Raw genomic sequence first — 20,195 nt, forward strand, 5'->3', positions numbered from 1 at the left:
CTTGAGCTAATTTTCTGACAATCGCTGGTAATAGGCGTTACGATATTGCCAGTAGCATCCTAAGCCGAATAAGTAAGTGATAGCGGCGATTATTATAGTCATATAAAACCCGAAGTTTATTGCAATAATTATCGCTATGACTGAGGCAAGAACCGATGTGATGCCATTAACTCCCCAAGCCCAGGCAATAAAACTAGGATAATGCTGCTCAATTTCTCTAATTACAGTGGGGAAGGGCATACCAAGTAGGATACCAAGAGGAATTAATCCAATAAGCGTTATACAACAGCGGGTGACTAAAGAGTAATCCATAGTCAGAGGTTGTACTAGGTTAATGAAGACCAGCCACAATATGATCGTAAGTGCTATTGCTGGCATGATAAATAAAATCATCCTACGCTGCGGCATTCCTGAAAACTTTGTAGAAATAGCGCTGCCTATACCCGTAGAAAGTAAAAGGCCAGCTAAGATAAGCGATAAGGAATGCATTGGATCACCAATATAAGCACTTACAACTTGCATCGCCCCGATTTCCAAGGTCATAAATCCAAAACCTAAGCAAGAAAAAAACAGAATCAGGGGAATTACACCTGGTGTTTTTAAGCCACGACTTTGGAAAATTGCCAAAGGCAGAAAGATGCTAATCGCGCAGATCATGAGGCAGTTAATTAATAAGATATACAAAATAGTGGGGCCACGAACTTTAGTTACTGTGAGATCTTGCATGAAGCTATCTTTGTGGTATTCGAAAAAAAACGGACGATTATCGTAAACTGGATCAATACGAAATTGGTAATCGCCAATAAATTGGTTTCGTTCTTCATCTGTAGCATTGATGACCTTGTTAAAGGCCATACGCGCAAAGTTTAATTGCTTGAATTTAGAACTTAGGTCTTCCTCAATTTTTTCTTGCAAGCCCTTTGGATAAATCTTCGGAAGATAGATGATCGCCATCGATGGTTCCTTCGCTACCAAAGAAAGAACTTGATTAACTTCTGCTTGGCTAAAGGCTGTTTTCTTGAAAAATGTTGCTCCCCAAAGAAGCCAGCCAAGATTGTCTGCAACCACCATAATTGATTGTTCAGGATGGGCAATTCTCAGTTCTTGTGCAGCTTTAACATAGATGGATGCTAAGCGCAAAGTTTCACGCGGCTCTGGGAACAACCAGCGATATATTCCTACAACGCCATTAGGTTTTATCGCTTTGAGATAATCTTTGATTGCCTCTACGGTATAAAGATAATTTTCTGATAAGACATAGGCACCTGAATTTAATGCAGAAAAGGTATCAATGCCGGTCATAACAATCGTGTCGAAATAGTTGGATTTTGCATGGATATAGTTTCGCCCTTCTGCGCGAACTAGTTCAACTCCAGACCAATTTGGCCATTGAACATAATTGCGATAAGGGCCGGTAATTAAGGAAAAAGTGGCGGGATTAATCTCAACGCCTATCACTTGCTCAGCGCCCATTAGTTTGGCCGTCAGCATGTCTATGCCGCCCCCAACCCCAATAACCAAAGCCTTGTGTGGATTCTTGTTAAGATAATAAATCAGTGCGATTGCTCTTAGGAGCTTTCCTTTAGGGATATCTCGGATCAGAGAGTTGACAAAATGAGGGCCAAGTAAGGGAGTTGGTGCCGTAGCATCCTGAGTTATTACTTTTATGTCAGCTGGTGGAAAGGAAAGAAGATCGCCTGGGTATGACGAAGCAGTCGCCAGATCGATGCGGGTAATGGGCGTCCAAACTGTTTGCTCAATCTGTACGCCTCCTTTCTTCTCCATATCGCCCAAGGTTTTATAAGCCTCGGGTTTGTTGCTAAGTAGACTGTTATTGACTAATAACAGGGCGCCAAGATAGATAAGGCTAATTGACCAAAGCCAGGATTTAGCAAAAAACGTATAGCTGTAGAATATAAAACCGAATAAAACAATAGCGCTACATAACCACAAAAACCAATCAGCACCGAGCGGATACAATAGAAAGACGAAGGCAACGACAGCTAGGCTGCTACAAACTAAATCTGTGGCATATAAGCGATTGATCGATTTAGCATGGTGCATAAAGATCCATCCAAGAGCAGCACCAAAGAATAAAAAGGGGATCACCAACAAGATATAGGAGCTGAGAAGTTTGCCAATGTTAAAGTTATAAGATTGAAAATACTCCGGAATGCGGCTAACAAAGAACAGGCAGATGAGAGGGGAAAAGACAGAGCCTAGGGTTAGTAAGGACAGGACCAACTGCTTATTTTTAGCTTTATCAGCGAATAAGCTGACTAAAACACCAGAAATACCAAAACCAAGTAAGGCAATGGTAACAGTCAAATAAACGATATTATTATAATAAAGAAAAGAAAGTATACGTGTTTGAACTAACTCGATACCCATTGTGGCAGCAGCTAGACAGCCAACCAGAATGTAAACTGGAAGCGAAGTAAAACAACTATCAGGATCCTTTGTAAGCATTTCAAATCAGTCAATTAGCTCGAGATCGCTACTATAGCATCGATAAAAGATACAAGGATATGGAGAAAATCTTTAGTTTCAGATAATTAAGAAGAATAGGCTATCGTCATTACGAGGAACGAAGTGATGAAGCAATCCAGAGTTTGGAGCTCTGAACCTTGGATTGCTTAACTCTGTTCGCAATGGCGGCAAGAGTTAAGACATGACATTAGCTTGTGATTTCTTTATGCTTAGCTCTCACTTAATCCATGGAGAGCTCTAAATGAAAAAAATAACGTCTCTGTTGCTCAGCTTCTTTTTAGCTACAGGCTTTATATCAGCACAGGCAGAAACTGCAATTATTAAGACGTCCGAAGGGGATATAACCTGTGAATTATTTACTAAGGAAGCCCCCAATACAGTTGGTAATTTTGTGGGATTAGCAACAGGAACTAAAGAGTTTAAAGATCCAAAAACTGGCGAAATGGTTAAGCGTCCTTTCTACAACGGTCTAACCTTTCATCGAGTGATTCCCGGTTTTATGATTCAAGGTGGCGATCCTCTAGGTAATGGAACTGGTGGACCTGGTTATCAATTTGATAATGAAAATACCAATGCAAGTTTTGCCAAACCTGGTGTGCTTGCGATGGCTAATGCTGGACCTAACACCAATGGTAGCCAATTCTTTATTACAGTTGCGCCAACCCCTCACCTGCAAGGTGGTTACAATGTCTTTGGTCAAGTTATTGCGGGGCAGGACGTTGCTGACAAAATCAGCAAGCTAGCAACAGATCCGCAAGATAAGCCTGTGACGCCGGTTGTTATTGAAAGTATTACAATTCAAAAATAGTTTATGCGGAAAGTAGCTGACATCTGGGGGTTGTGGTCGGAACTCCCGGAGTGAGCTATTACGCCCGTCATCCCGCACATAGTGAGGGATCTCCGGGATTAGCACTGTGCAACACATCAGGAGATGTCTCTCTGCGTTCGACATGACGTACGTCTTTGGGAGCATAGCGAAGGATCTCCGAGACTGGCACAATGCCGCATTCAGGAGATCCTTCGCTACGCTCAGGATGACGGAAGGGACGTGACCTATTACAGTTAGATAGAAAAATGCGATGAGTCACAATCTGGATCGTAGCTTTTATCCTTGTCTTTCCCGTTTCCATCCTCAGGAGTGGTTCTAATAGCTACCCTAAACATTTCTGGTATCACCAAGGGTACTTTAGTCGTCGTTGTTGTAGTTGAGAGCGTTGGTACATCAAACAAGATTTGATTAACAAGATCTAAGTCTTCATCCAAATGAAAAATAATATCAATCACCCGAGGAGCGAACCATTTTTGGAAATAGTGATTGAAATCCCCTTCAGGTAGTTCATCTAAGCGATACAAGTTATCAAGATAGAGCGCGCAATGCTCAGTTAGATTTCTTGTTTTTCGTAAATAGTCATATTTGGGACCCAGATATTGAGTTGGAAAATCTAATTTTGACTGGTCCATTTTTGCATGAATTTTTTCCAGATGCTGTAAGGCTTGGGCAGTACAGTATCCTAGCGCATAAAACAATTCCTGATCGTTAATTAACAGTTCTGTCAGGCAAGGGCCTCCTTGCGTAACATGAAACTGATCCCATTCTTCTAGGGTTTTAAATGGCTGCCCAGCGACTATATAACCTTTCTCCAATAGACATTCCCGTGCATTAGCAAGCGCCTCCTTTGCAGCTAAAACACGTTTTTTCGCCGTCATGCAATTTTCCTTAATTGGCGCTTCATGCAAGAGGTGGGCTAGATGACGAATATTTTCAAACCCGACATAATGATTTTGTTCTGCCAATTTTCTCTCTGCTGCTTGCTTTTGCGCTTCCTGCCTTAATTTTAGACGTTCTTTTTCGGGCATTTTGCCTTTGCTGACAGCCTTGTTGATAATCGTGGATAAGGCCGCAAACTCATCTCTATTTTCTCCTCGCTGAGGCAAATATCGTTTTAAAGTTCCCATTGTTTTAGTTTCAGGGATAGGGCCCGTTCCATCAAGAATCACTCTAAACTGTGTAATTACTTCTTGCGGAGCATTCTTAGTTTGCAAATTCCTTATCACTCTTTCTTCCTCGTCCTCACTAACTCGTCGTTCCACTTCCTTTACAGGCTTAGACTGTTTCCTAGCCTCTTCATTGCTAACAGCGAAGTCTCTTAAACGAGACCAATGATTATTAGGATTGCCATCATAGGAAAGAGTCTGCTCACGGAGGCTAAGAAGCTGATAGATTCTCTTTAGCAACTCAGGAAGATCGGTATCCATGATTTGCTCTAATAAACCGGTATTATCCATGAGAAGAGTCTCGATTTTATGTTTATTATCCCCTTCATCCTGGTGGACTATTGCGTCTCTAATTTCAATAAAAGCGCGCCAATTTACGCTATTATCCAGGCATAAAAGGCTGCTTGAGAGGTTTTTTCCAGTGATTAGTTCGCCAATCAGTTGTAGGCGTCGTAGAGCAGCAAATCGGCCTGTTCTTGTCGATAAATTAAGCATATCCTTGTAGCCTTCGCCGGGTTCTGGGGTTCTAAAGAAAACCAAGCTAGAAACTGTCTTTCTGGTGGCTGGGGAATCTGATAAATCGGTTTGAAATGTAGGTTGTGAATAATCGAGTAAGCTTAATAACTTTAAGAGTATCTCATTATCCATCATTCGAGTGGTCAGGGTTTTCATAGCCAACAAAGAGACTTTAGAGACGTTCGATGGTTGATTGAGAATCTCCACTGCAAAAATTTGAGAGAAAAAGTTTTTCAAGCTCAAAAGATCGCTGTTGATAATATCTTTGGTTGCATGCTCTATAACTACTCTGCTATCTAATATTTCCCGGTATAACTTACTGCTGTATAACTGACTGCCTTGCTTGGAAATAGACCTGGGGCATGGAAAGCCAATAATGGCGCCAATAATAGCTCTGGGTTTGGCAAAATAAGCAAATTGCTCCAGGGTAATCCATGTGAAAGGGATTGGCTGAAAGCAGTCGTTATATTTTTCCTGTAAGGTCGGCGACAATCCTTTAATTGCTGAACACAGCCGAGTGATATGCCTACTTGCAAGATTGACACTGTAATCTTTATGAGCCTTTTCGAACATTTCATTTGGCAGAGGCGTTTGTAAGGGGACTGCGACCTTGGAGAAGTATTTCGATAAATGATTAATCGTTTTGATAATAAAAATAAGTCGGTCATTATCTGACATAACGGCCTGAGACTGATTAGTCAATCTGGAGTAGCGCGAATGAAGAGTAGCCTCCTCATTTGCAAATTCGTCATTATGTAAGGATTCAAAAATTTGTGCTAGGCGTTGTTCCTTCTCTAAGAGATTATTATCCAGTTCTAACGCTGTTAACTCGATTAACTCCTGGCTAGTGAACTTGGCTCCGGCTTGTTCTAACAATTTCAATACGATTATATGGTTATTTCGTAGCGCATAAATGACAGGACGTTGGTAATGGTTTGCTGCGCTCTGATTGACATCAAGAGCAAGAGTCTGTCGCTGTTCAATTAACAACTTAATAAACTGAAATAGTGGATCCTTTTCATAATCACAATCGAAAACACATTGTTCACAGGCATATAACAAGGCATCCTGATACTGTTTTTTATTAGTTAAACGCTGAAGTTTTTTTCGAATATATGGGGTCTTAATTTCATGGATTGCAGCTTCCAGTTTTTCACGCATTGGTAGATCTCCAGTATGGTTAATACAAACCGGTATGCACTGCCATTAAGTTAAGGGTATTTGTCTTCCCGCGAAGGCGGGAAACCATCTCTACATTGGCACTGTGCTTAGCTAGAAATAGTTTCCCGCCTTCGCGGGAATGACAAAACCTTCCTTAACTTAATGGTAGTGAGACAGGTATGGGCATGTTGTGTATTAACCTTTAGTCTGAGCAAAAAAAGGACAGAGTATAGTTTAATACAAATGGTTATGTAAACCTTTGTTGTTTAAAAAAAGCGCTATAAAAACTGCTTAGGCTGAGTTGTGAAGCCTTTCACAGTGAGGCTGATAGTGAAAAGCAAGGCTAGGTATTCTGTACAGCTTAACATTCTGGCTCTAAAATAAATTTTTCAATAAAGGATGAGAACTAGAATGACAGGGGAATATCAGCTTATTAACCAAATGAATAAGGATCTAATAGTAAAGGCCATTGCTGATTTGGAAGTGATAAATTACGAAAGCGTTTCAGAATTATTGCCGGAACTCCTGGCAAGCAAACAATTAAAACTAGACCATTCTATTTACCAACCTGTCAATCTGGCAACAGCTGAAGCCTGTGGTATTGGACGATTCCTAATCTATGATCATCAAGATGAGAAGAATCCTTTTTCAATCTGGGTCTTTGCTTTCGCTAAACTGCAAAAGACTTCAATCCATGATCATTTATATAAAGGCACGGTTTCAGTTCTACAAGGCCCAATTACCGAGAAATTCTATCAACCAACAGAGGGAATGAAGGCAAAATTGGTTGGCTGCATTGACCGGCCAACCTTTCATACAAACAGAGATGATTTGAATGGTTTTTTTGTCCATCAGCTAAAGCGTAGAAAAGGCATTGAGGAAGGATTCAGCGTGACTTTGCATATCTACAATATGGCCGCTCATGTCATTGGGCCGGATGGAGGGCTAACTGACAGAAGGAATCTCAGCAAAATCTATACTAAGGATAAGCCTGCTAAGGAAAAAGAAAACACGGTTGAGCAAACTGAGAATAGCTCTCTGTCTATGTTGAACATCTTCTGAATATTTGAAACAATCGGTCGGTGCATTGTGCACAATCTTCAGGGCAGGGTGAAATTCCCTACCGGTGGTAAGCGTTAAGCAAGCCCACGAGCGCCTTTTAAGGGTCAGCAGATTTGGTGAAAATCCAAAGCCGACGGTTAGAGTCCGGATGAAAGAAGATTAACGTTCATTATCACCAATCAAATCTGAAGTGATCGTTGTCTTATAGCCCTATGTCCCTAAATTTAGAAAGGATATAGCGATGTCAGTGTTAGAGCAATTCGGTAAAAATTCTATAGAGCGCGTTAATAAAGCCTGTCAGGGTTTAATGAAGGGTAAAGGGATCGTTTTAATTGATGATGAAGATCGGGAAAACGAAGGGGATTTAATTTTTTCTGCAGCGCATCTCTCAATCGATGATGTTGTAAAAATGCTCCAGGATTGCAGCGGTATTATTTGCCTTTGTCTAACTGAAGAAAAAGCAGCGCAACTGTCACTAAAGCCAATGGTGGAAAAAAATACGAGTCTTTATCAAACAGCCTTTACAGTAACTATCGAGGCAAAGGAAGGAATTACAACGGGTGTATCAGCCCACGATCGCTGGAAAACCATCCACACAGCAATTAGCGCTAATTCTGCAGCGCAATTACGCCAGCCTGGTCATGTTTTTCCACTAATCGCAAGGCCTGGCGGTGTATTAGAGCGGCGAGGACATACAGAAGGCAGTGTAGACTTATTAAAATTGGCTAATTTAGCGCCCTATGCTGTTTTATGTGAATTGATGAATCGCGATGGGACAATGAAAAAACTTCCACAACTAATAAACTATGCTCATGAACATCATTTACCCTTAGTGTCTGTGGAAGATATCTACCAATATCGTTTAAGCCAAAGCAGAACGCTTACTGAGGCTTTGGCATAGGCGGGAAGGGCACGTTCTAACATAACACGTCATCCTGAGCGCAGCGAAGGATGACGTGGGGGGACGTGACCAATTACGATCCTTCACCGTGTTCAGGAAGACTTTTAAACCGAATGACTCACCGTATTTTCATCACTAAGTTGTGTTGTGAACTCATTAATGGCTTCCATTTCTTTGGATGTCTTGAATAAACCATAAGCGGTTAAACCACCTGCAAGAGCCCCCAGGGATACACTCGTGGCAACAACGGATGCTGCAGCATAGCCTGTTGTAATCGCTGCGAAAAATGCACCAGGTCCTGTCCACCAACTAAGAGCGAAGCCAATACCAAAACCAATTGAGCCAGCAACTACAGTAACAAAGGCTGCTGCAGCAACTGCGGCTACAGCTCTTAGAAGACCAGACTTTTCGCCGTCTAAGATAGCCTCGCAATTCGAGCTAAAAGCGTTAATTGTATTCGCTTTAGTTTGTGGCTCAGTACGAGGGGCAGAAATGTGTTGTTCCAGGGTCTCTAATTGTAAGTTAATTAAATTTTTCTTTTCTTGGGATACATCCTTTAATTCCGTTAACAATCTAGCTCGAGCCTCTGCATATACCGAGGGTTTGGGAAATTTATCGCCAAGAAGAGAAAAAAGCTCTTCTGTATTTACCCCTGCTTTTGCGGAAGTAATTACAGAGGCAGCGAATACCTTATTTTCTTGAAGTTGATTATAACGAGTGACGTTAGCATTTTGGGCGTCTGCTTTTGTGCCGACTAAAATAATCGGGGAATCTGGATTATATTGTCGAAAGAGCTTTATTTTTTCCTGGATATATACATCATCAATGTCTGTTGTCAAATCAATACAAAATACACCAAGCTGGCAATCCCTTAGGAATGGTTCGGATAGCTTTTCAAATCGCTCTACGCCAGGAAAATCCCATAATTGAAACAGCTTCATCTCATTGTTTTTACTACTCTTACCCTTGGGGGGCTCTTGGTTACGTACTAAAAAATCAGGTCCTACACTTGGGCGCGAAATCTCTTCAAATCTTGCTTTATTTTTGTAGACGATCTTATTGATAAGTTGAGTTTTCCCGCTAGCTTCTTTACCCAAAAACGCGACTTTAATTGTCATTTTCTACCCTGTAATGTAAAAAAATAGCCACATAGTAACAAAATAAGCCTGTCAAAAAAAGACCATAGAGCTCATGTTGCTAATGCACAAACACAGAGAAAAATTTCTAAAACACACCATTTCACCTAAATCATTATTTTTGTATGGTTTTTGTAAAATTTTCTACAAATGAACTAATTTCTGACGTATTCCTGTTTAATCCTTGGTGGTAGGAGGGGCACTGCCGTTAAGTTAATGAAGGTTTTGTCATTCCTGCGAAGGCGGGAAACTATTTCTAGCTAAGCACGGTGCCAATGTAGAGATGGTTTCCCGCCTTCGCGGGAATGACAAATGCCCTTAACTTAATGGCAGTGGCAGGAGGGATGACCCTATACACCTCAATATTACGTAGAACTTGTCATTTTTAGTTCATTTTGTCCATTTAAAATAAAGTTTTAAAGCTAGGAGAATCATAATGAGTTGTTTTAAACGAAAGATCTTTTCCTTAATTAGTTTATTTGTTTTTTCAACAGGCGGTTTTGCGGCAAGCCCGGGCGATCCAAATCATATTGATTTTGCGCTGATTTCCGATCCTCATGTTGATATTAATAATTATAGAGCCGTCAATATAAATCCTAGTAGCGGCGATAAAGGTCGCGATTTAGACAAGCCATCCTTTGTTACTCTGACATCCAAAATGGGTAATGAATTAGAAGAGTTACCCGAAAATCCATCCTTTGTGGTCGTTCTTGGTGATATACCATCGCATAATGCAGGAAAGAGACGGTCTCAAGCCCTGACTACCGTTTTTCAAACCTTTTATGATCAATTTAATCCAATGCCTATGTTTTATACCTTTGGGAACAACGATTCCCTGACTGGCGATTATGGCCCGTTCAAGTCTAGGGGTAACTCGGCCTATGAAATAGACAAAAGTGTAAACGAAAAAGACGGTTTTCTTTCCAGTGGTGAGCTCTGTCCTTTTGCAGGCCAGCCCTGTCTTTCTAATGAAAATAAGGATTATGGCTATTACAGCGCTTACATTGGTGACCATTTGAAACTTCTTTCTCTCAATAGCGTGCTCTATAGTTCAAAGCCAGGATTTACACCTTCACATGAGGGGGACCAGCAGCAATTACAATGGTTATCTAATGAACTCAAGGACAGTCAGGCTAAAAATGAGCAAGTCATTCTGACCATGCATATTGCACCAAATATCTGGCTTCCTGAATACAAGACTCAGTTCCAGAATATGCTCAAAAGCTATCCAAATGTTATAGTTGGCATATTTGTGGGACATAGCCACCGCGATGAATTCCGCGCAATCAAAACAAAACAGCAAATCATTCCCATTATTTTTGCTGCTGGTTTTAGTCCTACTAGCGGCAATTCAGCCTCTTTTAAAACGGTTAGTCTGGGGAGGTCTTCCGAGAGCAGCCCCTGGTCAGTTGATAATTACAGCACTTACTATTTTAAAGGTGACAAAGCCAATAATAGTGTTGTAACAAAATACTATGATTTTGATTCAGCATTTTGTCCGTCAAATAATGGATTTCTAACTAGCTGTTTAAAAATGCAAATGAAAGGTCGAGGTAGTCGTTACACCTTTAGCCCCCAGGCAAGCCAATTATTCAGCCAGCATATTAATGCAAATCCTGCTGTGCCAGGCCAAGCTAATGCAAAGTATTGGGTTTTAAATTATTGATTGTCAAATCCTGTGGTACGAATCCCCGGCATCGACCCATAGGTATCTACACAAGTGTCTGTAATAAGGTCACGTCCCTCCTTGTTTCAACACTACGTCATCCAGAGCGCAGCGAAGGATCTCCGGGATTAGCACCGTGCCACATTCAGGAGATCCTTCGCTGCGCTCTGGATGACGTGGCTTAAGGGGACAGGGTCATCTATTACAGACGCTTGTGTAGATACCTATGGGCATCGACCGTGGGATTTCGCAAGTCCTCCCTATCTTGAAAAGACAAGATCTTATATTGCATACTGCAAAGCCATTTTAAGAACAAAGGCTGTCGTGAAAAATCTCGAGAAAATTACCTGCCCAACCTGCGGCAAACAAAATACCTGGCGACCTGAAAATGCGTTCAGGCCTTTTTGCTCTGAACGTTGTAGGTTAATTGATTTAGGGGAATGGGCAAGCGAAAACCGAAAGATAGCAGCTGATCCCGACGAGTCTGAGGGAGTGGCAGGACCGGAAGAGTCGGATGACTAGCAAGGGGTCGTAGAGCCTAATTAACTGAATATTTAACCGGAAAGAACTTCGAACCAGCAACCCCTCATCCGCCCTTCGGGCACCATCTCCCTTCGCCCCCTAGGGGAGAAGGTGGCGCGAAGCGGCGGATGAAGGGTGGTTCTAGCACTATCCCTCAGGCAACTTTTCCCAACGCTTAGGTGAGGGAAATAGTGAGAACCGTTCTTTGAGAGGAGACGCATAACGCCGTCTCGAAGCCTTAAGATTAATTGAAAGAGCAAGTGTAGGAATTTGCTCATAAAAAGCAATAGATTTATTTTTAATCATACTATCATTTTTTTATCCATCTTAATATTTTCTTAATCATATAGTCCTACAATATTTAAATGATAAAAGACTATGATTTCCTATGTGGAAACGACTTTACCTGGGCCAAAATTGCGCTGGGTAATGACGCTTACCATGCGATCAGAGTACAGGCTGAATTAGCGCGAACCATTGATTTTTCAGATGGTCTTAGGAAGGTTGATGAAATTATCATCGATAGATGCCCTAAATTAACGCAAATTCTATGGCCAGAAAATGCTCGCAATATCAAACGCCTTAAGATTGGCAACAGCTCAATGCTGACTAGTCTCGATCTCTCGTGCTTAGTCAATTTAGAAGAACTTTCTATAATTAATTGTAAGAAATTAATGAAGTTAGAAGGTTTGGGTGAGCAGATAGGATCGATCAATATACAGGGTTCAAAGCTAGATACCTTGGAGCCGGCAGCTTGCAAAAAGATAAAGCAACTTATATTAACAACAAGTCAATCTGATTTTTATATCAATTTTGCCAATAATGATTTTCTTACTAGGGCGATTATTGCAATAGAGGGAGGCCGCGATGGCAAGATAAATTGTCTATTTTCTCAATGCAAAAATCTTCAGACACTTCAGGTTAAGACAGACAATACCTCAGCAAAGGTCGATACTTCTGGTTGCGAGAAACTGGGTAAGTCAAAAGAAAAACCAGAAGATATAGAGAGTTACGTCCGTGCTTACAAAAAAAAGGCATTAAAGCTGCCAGAAAATCCTGATGATACTGAAACAGTGGTGCAAGAAAATGGGCGGCTCGGAAAAAACAGGGCTTGCCTGGTTAAATTCCAATTACTAATGGATGCACCAAAAAAGTATTATCAAAATAATTACGATAATCAGGTAGAAGAAAATTCTAAAGCGAGTATTGGGGTAGTAAATCTTGCTCACCTCCAAAGTAGCCGACAAGAGAAGCTAATAACTGAGCCGCAAAGCGCTAAAAATAATTTAAAAAGAGAAGAGGATTATTACTCTACAAAAGAGCTTTTATCAGGCAAAAATCCAGAGAAAAATTCAAAGAATGATCTGCTTCACAATAGTAACTCCTCTCATTTGCCCAATTATGTTCAAGCCCTAGAAGAGTTAGAGCTAAATGACTCAAACCCAAATAATTTTGATTTTTCAGAAACTAAGCAAGACCTTTTTCTGCATAAAAATAATAATAAAATCAAAGAGAACAATGAAAGTGTTGTCAATAAACTAGTTCGGAAAGCCTACAATAATTACCTGTTTTATGTGCCCAGGGAAACTAGAGATAAACGATTTGCGCACTTGGCAAAAAATGGTTTAGCAAAAGCAAAAGAGGATGCTAATTCAAACATTAACCTTAAAGGCAGCCTGGGGAAAACAGAGTTAGCGGCAAGACTTCCTATTAGCGGTCTTGAAGAAAATCAGAACGATTTGAATTCTAAGGATGAGCTTTCTTCGCCCAAGGATTTAGGCGATATTGCCAAAAAGAAAGCTGAGGGTCGCACTCTTGCTGGGCCCCTTTCTTTGGCACCCTCTGTGACGGAGGACAAGGCCTTGATAGCGCAAGATGTGCGCGAGGGTTTGGCGCCGGCTGGAGACCTGAACGCAGTTACAAAAATAAAGGCGAAGGGAGAACCATTAAAGAGACTGCCCTCTTTGCAGGCTAACATGCCTGAACCAGAGGCCTTGACGGCTTTAGAAATAAAAGAAAAATCGCTTAAGCCCGGCAGTTTGTCTAGTGCTGAAAAAATAAAAGCAGAGGGCAGCCCTCTGGCAGAATTTCCTCCTCTTGCGGACTATGAACCTGATGACAGTTTTTTACTGCCTTTAAATCTAATACAACCAAGCAAGGTGAAAGTTGAAGGCAATCCTTTAACAGAGCCTCCCTCACTGATTAATCATGAAATTGAGAGTCAGACCTTAGTTTCTATAAACGAAAATCAGGGGCTTAATTCTTCAGAAATTTTGCTCCCTACAGCAAAAACAATAGTAGACAGTGAAGATCTAAGCGCAAAGCCTCTGCTCCATGCTGTTGAGCTGGAAGCGACTAGCTTGCTTGATTTAACTGTGAGTAAACACTTAGCTGATTTAGAAGCAGTTGAAAACGCCATAGCAGAGCCTGAGGCTTTAGTTTCAGAACCCCTGCTTAGTGCTTATGAGGGCAGTGATATTCATTTGCAGTCCTTGCAATTGGAAGAGCCGGTTAATGAAGAGCCTGAATTTGAATTCCGTATAGCCAGAGCTCTAGTAGATCTAAAGCCTAAGGATCAAGATAGTCAATTTGATGACTGGACCGCTTATTATCTGGATGAAATTAACCAGCGATACAATTTCTATGAACCAACAGAGTTGCTTGCCGTTGAAAAAATAAAAGCCGAGGCTGAGGCCTTAGAGGCGGAACTCCAGCTTTGCAGTTCTGAAGGTCAAGAAAGCGATTTAGCCGCTTTAGCGATAAAGGACGAATTGCAGCCGCCCTATGAGGCACCTGAATTTGAATTCCATATAGTCAGAGCTCTTGTTGATCTAAAACCCGAGGAGCGAGATAACCAATTTGATGACTGGACCGCTTATTATCTGGATGAAATTAACCAGCGATACAACCTCTATGAACCAACAGAGTTGCTTGCTGTTGAGAAAATAAAAGCCGAAGCGAAGGCCTTAGAGGCGGAACTTCGGCTTAGCAATTATGAAAACGAAGAAACCTTTTTAGCTGCTTTAGCTATAAAGGCAGAATTGCAGCCCCCCTATGAGGAGCCTGAATTTGAGTTCCATGTGGCCAGGGCTCTGGTCGATTTAAATCTGGAGTCTGGGGATTTTGCTTATGATTATCCTTCACTGGCCAATTTTGGTGATTGGATAAATGATAAGCCAGGTAATCTTCCAGCGAATTTAACAGCTGTTGGAAAGACAAAAATAGAGGCAGATTACCTGCAAGCTGCTCCACAATTGTCTGATTATGAAACGGCAAACAGTCATTTACTCGCTATCTCAATCATTGAGGATTTCTCCAAGGTTCCAGATAATGCTGATGAATCGGCAGATCTTAAACAGTTTGTTGACTCTAACCTGCCCAATGAAGTCCTGAACGATGAGGCAGGCACTTGGCTAGAGCATATTCTTACTGAGTTCAAGAGCACTGAAGACGGTAGTTTGCTGATTGAAGAAGAAGAGGAAGAGACTGGCCTTTATTTTGAGCCGGATAGTTTTGCCGAGCTCGATGAGGATGAGTCCTCTGATGCACTGGATAGAATTGATAAATTTGAAGGCCTTAAGCAATTTCTTATTGACTCCGACCTGCTCGATGATGTGTTGAACGATGAGACTGGCACGCTGCTAGAGCATATTCTTACTCGGTTCAATAGTTCTGAAGACAGCAGTTTGCTGCTTGAAGAGGAACTTTATAAAGACCTCCGTCATCCCGAACACAGTGAGGGATCTCTCGATATTCAGGAGATGTCTCACTACGTTCGACATGAGGTAGCTCTTTTGGAGGAGCCCTCTGATGCGCCGGATAGTATTGATAAATTTGAAGCCCTTAAGCAATTTCTTATTGACTCCGACCTGCTCGATGATGTGTTGAACGATGAGACTGGCACGCTGCTAGAGCATCTTTTTGATAGGTTCAATAGCCCTAAGGACAGCAGTTTAGAGCCTGAGGAAGAGTATTCTACAAAGCCAGAATTAGAGATTAATTTAAAGAATGTTGACGAGGAAAACGTTGGAAAGTTGCTGCAATTTTTTGATTCCCAAGAACAACTAGGCATTAAAGCTTGGCAGAAGGGCAAAATTTATAGCTTTGAGGATGGAACCGAATTCACCTTTAAAAATGATGTGTTCCAACGTTTAAGGAAGGAAGGCCGCGAAGGCGTTCGTTATGAAGCCATTTCTAACAAAGCACAGATCGGTGAAGGTGCTTTTGGGAAAATCAGACGAATTAAAGGAACAGTGGCTCTCGATGCAGAGCATGGCGCAATTCGATTTAAAAAGCAGGGAAAAGAGGGAAACAGGCGAGTTGTCAAAGTTCAAAAGCACAGCGAGGATTTTAACGCCCTTCCACAATTTTTAAGAGGTTTCGAATTTGCGAAACGAGCTGCTCATCTTGCTATAAAAGATCCCACAATTGTAGACAATAACTGGTTTTCCCAAACCAGTTATACCGTGATGGATGAAATTAGAGGACGTGAATTATTTGATATCAATTCAGATGATTTTGATGGCATCGATTTCTTATCAACTCAGGAACGCATCGAGCTGACCTGGGCACTTTTAGTCGCGCTTAAAGAGCAGGTTAGCGATCAGGGTTTTATCCATCGCGATATCAAACCAGAAAATATTCTCGTCGATTTGGGACCACCGATTTCCGTTAAGATCATTGATTATGATTTAAGTATTGATACACCAGATGGCGCGCTAGCAGGCACAGAAGGTTTTTACGCGCCGGAGGTTGAGACAAACGCCATGAGCACCAGCGCCAAGTCAGATGTCTATTCAATGGCTCGGGTTATTGCCTTGGTTTGGCGGGTAGGATTTACAACCTATTATGGTGGAGATGATTATAGCTATACCCCATCGCTCTACAGCATTGAAGAAACCCTAGAAGGGCTTTTCTCTGACATTCATGATTTAAGCGAAGACGATCAGGCTATTATTAGGCAGACTTTGGTTGCTATGTTGGAGCTCGATCCAGAGCAACGATTTTCAATTGAAGAAGCCATTGATAGCTTTGCTGAGGTTGGCCGAGAAAATAGAGCTGCACTCTTATATAACGAGGCTTTAGATGTAATGGCAGCTCAGCTCACTGAGTTGATGGAGACTAATCAACTCAGTGATCTTGAAGAAGATGCAGCCTTAAATTTATTAACTGCTTCGGAGACGGTTGGTTATCAATTTTTTGATGATGAATTAAGAATTTCCTTAGAAGAATTTATAATTCAAAGCGATGAAGCACTTGAACAAGCGCAGTTAATTTTAGCCGAGCATCCGTTTTACCTGTCTTTCGTTGATGATCTTAATCAAGTTCAAGCTCTGTTAAATCCTCTCAAGCCGGAATTAATAAGCGCCAGTGATAGCTTTCGCTTTTTCCAGCCAATGGGTGAGCTAGACAACGATGAGCCCTATTTAGATATTAGTCTAAAGAGTGGGAGTGATTCTATTTAAGCTTCTCATCGGTGTAACCTTCTCCCTCAGGGGGCTCTAGCACGATCTCTCATCTATCCTTCAGACACCGTTCTTTGAGAGGCGTGTGCGTTAGCACACGTCTCGAAGCGTCACAGAGTGCAAGGCTTCGAGACGGCCTAAAGGCCTCCTCAGCCCGAACGGTTTTGAGGTAGAGTCCTTAACTTAATGGCAGTGCCTCCAGGGGGAGCAGTTTGCCTAAGCAAACTCATTTTGTTTTACAGTCTTTCCGCAAGATTAAGCCATACAGGCGACAAGCGATTTAGCCGATTCATCGAGATCATTAGCCCTATTAATTGAGTCAGTATTAAAGGTTAATGGAATAAAGAAACGCTGATTAATTGCATAGTTGATGCCGCCGGCAACCGCATAAGCAAGTCCCGCAGTAGCTACCGTAAGTAAGGCAAGAACGGCTAGCCCGGCATAACCGAAAATCTCTTTGGCATAACCGCGATGATTCTTCAGTTCAGAATCACGAGCGGTAGAGATTGCCGTTGTTGTGGCATCGTTGAACGCTTTTTTATCGAAGTCGATATAAAATTTGTTAGCGGCAATATTGAACGCATAGTGGAGATCGGAGGCAGCTTCCGAAGCCTTGCTATAGCTATAGTAATCCTCATCTTGTTCATCGCCTTCACGATTTTTATCATAAAGACCATCCGCATAGCCTTGTAATTCACTGGCCTTTAATTCTATGTTCTTCAAAGCAGAAGCAAATTTTTCTTTGGCAATTCGCATTGCTTCTGATTCTGGTGCTGGTTGCGGTTTGAGTTTTTGCTCTGATTCAAGTTCGGGATTCGGCTCGGGTTCTTGCTCTAACTGTTCTTGCTGTTCATCAAAAAACTTTACCCTACGTTGTTTTTTCTGCTCAGATTCGGGTATCCCTTGTGTCGCAGTTGCCGTAGTTAAAATAGCGTTTGGCTCAGCAAGGTTTTGCTCTTGAGGCTCGGAGATTAAACTCAGCAGGTCCGGTGGAGGTGATGCTGTGTCTTCCGCTGCCATTTCTAATTCTCTGAGGGCCTGAGCAATATTTTCTTCATTCTCTTCATCGTCTTCCTCCTGGCTTCTACTCGATGCAGAACTAGTGCTTCCACTAGCCCACGAACCAGAAGCTGCCTCTCGGCTATTGAAATCGCCCAAGCCCTGAAGCAAGCTTTTTAAACTGTCCAGGTCATCGGGAGCCTCACTTGGTTCTGGAGCCAGCAGCGATACTCTATTTCTAAGCTTGTTTACCTTCGTTTTGGTTGCTATTGGGTATTCTACGGTAGGTTGATAATTATTGAGATCCACGCCTGCTAAACTAGCCAAATCTTTTACCGTTTGGCGGTAATTTTTATCGATGATATTAGTTTGCCCTTCAGGGCTCTTAACAACGCTATAGCGGCGAGCTTCACCTCCCTCATAATGATGTGTCTGTAAGGTTGTATTAGGAGGCAATAAATGAGGGTTTGTACGAAAAAATTTGGTTACCGCACCAAGTATATCCTTCTTATCATCATAGAAGTCAAAAACGAGTTCTTCGCCAGGATGCTTAGCGGCAATGCGATGTAATTGGGCATAAATAATGGTGACCTTTGTTTTATCAAAGACCCAATCAGCATGATCTAGCTCAGCAGCTGCGTCATTTGTTGCTCGCCTAAACGATTCGCCATCGGGCAAATCGCCAAAAATATCTGCCATCAGAAAGGTATCTAAGGTGCTGCCTAAATAGTCACTTATTGCTTGTATTGCAGTGAAGCAAGAGCCCTTAGCCCGGTTATAAAAATCGATGAGCGTCGATTGCCTATTTGAACCAATGAGGGTATATACCTGGCTATATTTAGCCTTTTCCGCTTTTATTGCATCAAAAAATTCACGATTGTGGGCAATAACATCTCTATCTGGGGAGTCAGTATAAGAGGTGTGAAAAAGACAACCATCAAAATCAAAAGAAAGTACTCGAACTGTCATTCTATTTTCCGTCCTTGTTAGTTTAAATAAAAAAATCCAATTATTTTCAGTGATATAGTAATACTAAAAGACTGGTTTTTGCATCGATTGATTTTGGATTTGTGATGAGGATAAGACGATCCCGCGGTCAAGCCGCGGGAATTCGGGGGAACGGTCATTGCGAGCAAAGCGAAGCAATCCAAGGTTCGAAGACTATATGTCTTCTCTCCCCTTGGGGAGAGAGTTAGAGAGAAGGGGGAGATGCGGCATAAATTTTCTTAAGTTGATACCATTGATAGGTCACGCCCCTGTCCCTATATTCCGTCATCCAGAGCGCAGCGAAGGTTCTCCTGAAGGTGGCACAGTGCTAATCTCGGAGATCCTTCGCTGCGTTCTGGATGGCGGGACTGGGGCTAGTTGGGTGAATGAGGAAATAAGTCCTGGCCAGCCAAGGATAAAGCTCCGCCAGAATGGATGATTAATATATTCCCCATTAATTGCTTTGCTTCAATATAGTTTCTTGCAGAGTAGAATAATTTTGCAGAATAAATCGGATCAGCTAGCAGACCCTCGTCCTTAGCCAGGCGCTTTATTTCCAATTTGATCGTTTGATTGACTGCGCCGAAAGACTTCGCGGTATCCGGGTAAAAACAATGAGTATGGCTAGGGATTTGCTTAATCCATGTCGCAAGTTTAGATCTAAAAATAGTTTCATCATCAGCTAATAAAAGGACATGTATCTCGGCTGGATGATTTAATTCGCTAAGCCCCTTGATTAAAGCCGCAGCAGAAAAGCCTGTTCCTGCATCGACAAAGATATGCTGAAACTGAATTCCAGCTTCTTGCTCATTAAGCAAAATGTCATTGGCAAGGCTCAGAGCACCAGGCATTGCTGCTGGAACACTAGCTCCTTCACTGAGAACAAAACCAGGTTCGGCAAGCGTTTTAAGATAATTATCAGCGAGCGCCTCAACCTGTGGCCAATCTTCTCGGTTGACCCAAACAATATCCTCTTCATCCAAAAATAAACGACTTAATTTGTAATTACCCTGGAGTTCTAAATTGCGTGCTTGAATTAAAAAGGCAGTGACCTCGAGCTGAAACTCCCTAGCCATTTGCAGTGCGGCAAGTAAATTATTAGATTGATGACCTGCAATAATAATTAAACGACGAATTCTCTCCTTCATTAAATAAGGCATTAAACTCGCATATTTACGCATTTTTGAACCGCTAATCCCACAACCTAATTCATCGTCCCTTTTGACATAGCAGACCTGGCCATTATTGGGAAAATGATTCAGTTTATGAATGCGGCTTGATAAGTTCCACATATT

11 protein-coding genes and 1 riboswitch are annotated in these 20,195 nt (G+C 41.8%); of the genes, 6 read left to right on the forward strand and 5 right to left on the reverse strand.

The window, feature by feature from the left end; genetic code table 11:
* Positions 1–6: 6 nt before the first annotated feature.
* Positions 7–2,469 (reverse strand): spermidine synthase family protein, encoded by a 2,463-nt coding sequence (locus BN1094_RS03725; protein ID WP_043873018.1) that lies wholly within the window; start codon positions 2,467–2,469, stop codon positions 7–9.
* 262 nt (positions 2,470–2,731) lie between these two features.
* Between BN1094_RS03725 and BN1094_RS03730 the strand changes: the two genes are divergently transcribed.
* The gene (locus BN1094_RS03730) at positions 2,732–3,298 is read left to right on the forward strand and encodes a peptidylprolyl isomerase (RefSeq protein ID WP_043873019.1); all 567 of its coding nucleotides are present in this window, start codon (positions 2,732–2,734) and stop codon (positions 3,296–3,298) included.
* Positions 3,299–3,552: 254 nt separating this feature from the next.
* Here BN1094_RS03730 and BN1094_RS03735 read toward each other — a convergent pair whose 3' ends face one another.
* Positions 3,553–6,162: a ribonuclease HepT family protein gene (locus BN1094_RS03735; protein WP_043873020.1), complete on the reverse strand. Its 2,610-nt coding sequence runs from the start codon at positions 6,160–6,162 to the stop codon at positions 3,553–3,555.
* 411 nt (positions 6,163–6,573) lie between these two features.
* Here BN1094_RS03735 and BN1094_RS03740 point away from each other — a divergent pair, with 411 nt between their 5' ends.
* Positions 6,574–7,224: a cupin domain-containing protein gene (locus BN1094_RS03740; protein WP_043873021.1), complete on the forward strand. Its 651-nt coding sequence runs from the start codon at positions 6,574–6,576 to the stop codon at positions 7,222–7,224.
* 30 nt (positions 7,225–7,254) lie between these two features.
* A riboswitch (FMN riboswitch) is annotated at positions 7,255–7,388 on the forward strand.
* 77 nt (positions 7,389–7,465) lie between these two features.
* Positions 7,466–8,125: a 3,4-dihydroxy-2-butanone-4-phosphate synthase gene (gene ribB / locus BN1094_RS03745; protein ID WP_043873022.1), complete on the forward strand. Its 660-nt coding sequence runs from the start codon at positions 7,466–7,468 to the stop codon at positions 8,123–8,125.
* A 104-nt stretch (positions 8,126–8,229) separates the two neighbouring features.
* Here ribB and BN1094_RS03750 read toward each other — a convergent pair whose 3' ends face one another.
* Positions 8,230–9,243: a GTP-binding protein gene (locus BN1094_RS03750; RefSeq protein WP_043873023.1), complete on the reverse strand. Its 1,014-nt coding sequence runs from the start codon at positions 9,241–9,243 to the stop codon at positions 8,230–8,232.
* Between the two features lie 454 nt (positions 9,244–9,697).
* Between BN1094_RS03750 and BN1094_RS03755 the strand changes: the two genes are divergently transcribed.
* The 3 genes from BN1094_RS03755 to BN1094_RS18710 all read left to right on the forward strand — a co-directional run bounded on the left by BN1094_RS03755 (position 9,698) and on the right by BN1094_RS18710 (position 16,914).
* Positions 9,698–10,927 (forward strand): metallophosphoesterase, encoded by a 1,230-nt coding sequence (locus tag BN1094_RS03755; RefSeq protein WP_043873024.1) that lies wholly within the window; start codon positions 9,698–9,700, stop codon positions 10,925–10,927.
* Positions 10,928–11,251: 324 nt separating this feature from the next.
* On the forward strand, positions 11,252–11,449 hold the full coding sequence (gene yacG, locus BN1094_RS19455) for a DNA gyrase inhibitor YacG (protein ID WP_043873709.1): 198 nt from the start codon (positions 11,252–11,254) through the stop codon (positions 11,447–11,449).
* 365 nt (positions 11,450–11,814) lie between these two features.
* On the forward strand, positions 11,815–16,914 hold the full coding sequence (locus tag BN1094_RS18710; protein WP_052403118.1) for a protein kinase domain-containing protein: 5,100 nt from the start codon (positions 11,815–11,817) through the stop codon (positions 16,912–16,914).
* 255 nt (positions 16,915–17,169) lie between these two features.
* On the opposite strand, the gene BN1094_RS18715 is transcribed toward BN1094_RS18710, so the two are convergent.
* Together BN1094_RS18715 and BN1094_RS03775 are read right to left on the reverse strand one after the other, a co-directional pair.
* The gene (locus BN1094_RS18715) at positions 17,170–18,882 is read right to left on the reverse strand and encodes a hypothetical protein (protein WP_052403119.1); all 1,713 of its coding nucleotides are present in this window, start codon (positions 18,880–18,882) and stop codon (positions 17,170–17,172) included.
* 392 nt (positions 18,883–19,274) lie between these two features.
* The gene (locus tag BN1094_RS03775) at positions 19,275–20,192 is read right to left on the reverse strand and encodes a pyridoxal-phosphate dependent enzyme (protein ID WP_043873712.1); all 918 of its coding nucleotides are present in this window, start codon (positions 20,190–20,192) and stop codon (positions 19,275–19,277) included.
* Positions 20,193–20,195 lie beyond the last annotated feature (3 nt).

This window comes from Legionella massiliensis (genome assembly GCF_000756815.1).
GTDB lineage: Bacteria > Pseudomonadota > Gammaproteobacteria > Legionellales > Legionellaceae > Tatlockia > Tatlockia massiliensis.

Excerpts from the sequence above, each read along its gene's own strand:
- BN1094_RS03725 (WP_043873018.1), bottom strand. The coding sequence starts at position 2,469 with ATGCTTACAAAGGATCCTGATAGTTGTTTTACTTCGCTTCCAGTTTAC.
- BN1094_RS03730 (WP_043873019.1), top strand. The coding sequence starts at position 2,732 with ATGAAAAAAATAACGTCTCTGTTGCTCAGCTTCTTTTTAGCTACAGGC.
- BN1094_RS03735 (WP_043873020.1), bottom strand. The coding sequence starts at position 6,162 with ATGCGTGAAAAACTGGAAGCTGCAATCCATGAAATTAAGACCCCATAT.
- BN1094_RS03740 (WP_043873021.1), top strand. The coding sequence starts at position 6,574 with ATGACAGGGGAATATCAGCTTATTAACCAAATGAATAAGGATCTAATA.
- ribB (WP_043873022.1), top strand. The coding sequence starts at position 7,466 with ATGTCAGTGTTAGAGCAATTCGGTAAAAATTCTATAGAGCGCGTTAAT.
- BN1094_RS03750 (WP_043873023.1), bottom strand. The coding sequence starts at position 9,243 with ATGACAATTAAAGTCGCGTTTTTGGGTAAAGAAGCTAGCGGGAAAACT.
- BN1094_RS03755 (WP_043873024.1), top strand. The coding sequence starts at position 9,698 with ATGAGTTGTTTTAAACGAAAGATCTTTTCCTTAATTAGTTTATTTGTT.
- BN1094_RS18710 (WP_052403118.1), top strand. The coding sequence starts at position 11,815 with ATGATAAAAGACTATGATTTCCTATGTGGAAACGACTTTACCTGGGCC.
- BN1094_RS18715 (WP_052403119.1), bottom strand. The coding sequence starts at position 18,882 with ATGACAGTTCGAGTACTTTCTTTTGATTTTGATGGTTGTCTTTTTCAC.
- BN1094_RS03775 (WP_043873712.1), bottom strand. The coding sequence starts at position 20,192 with ATGTGGAACTTATCAAGCCGCATTCATAAACTGAATCATTTTCCCAAT.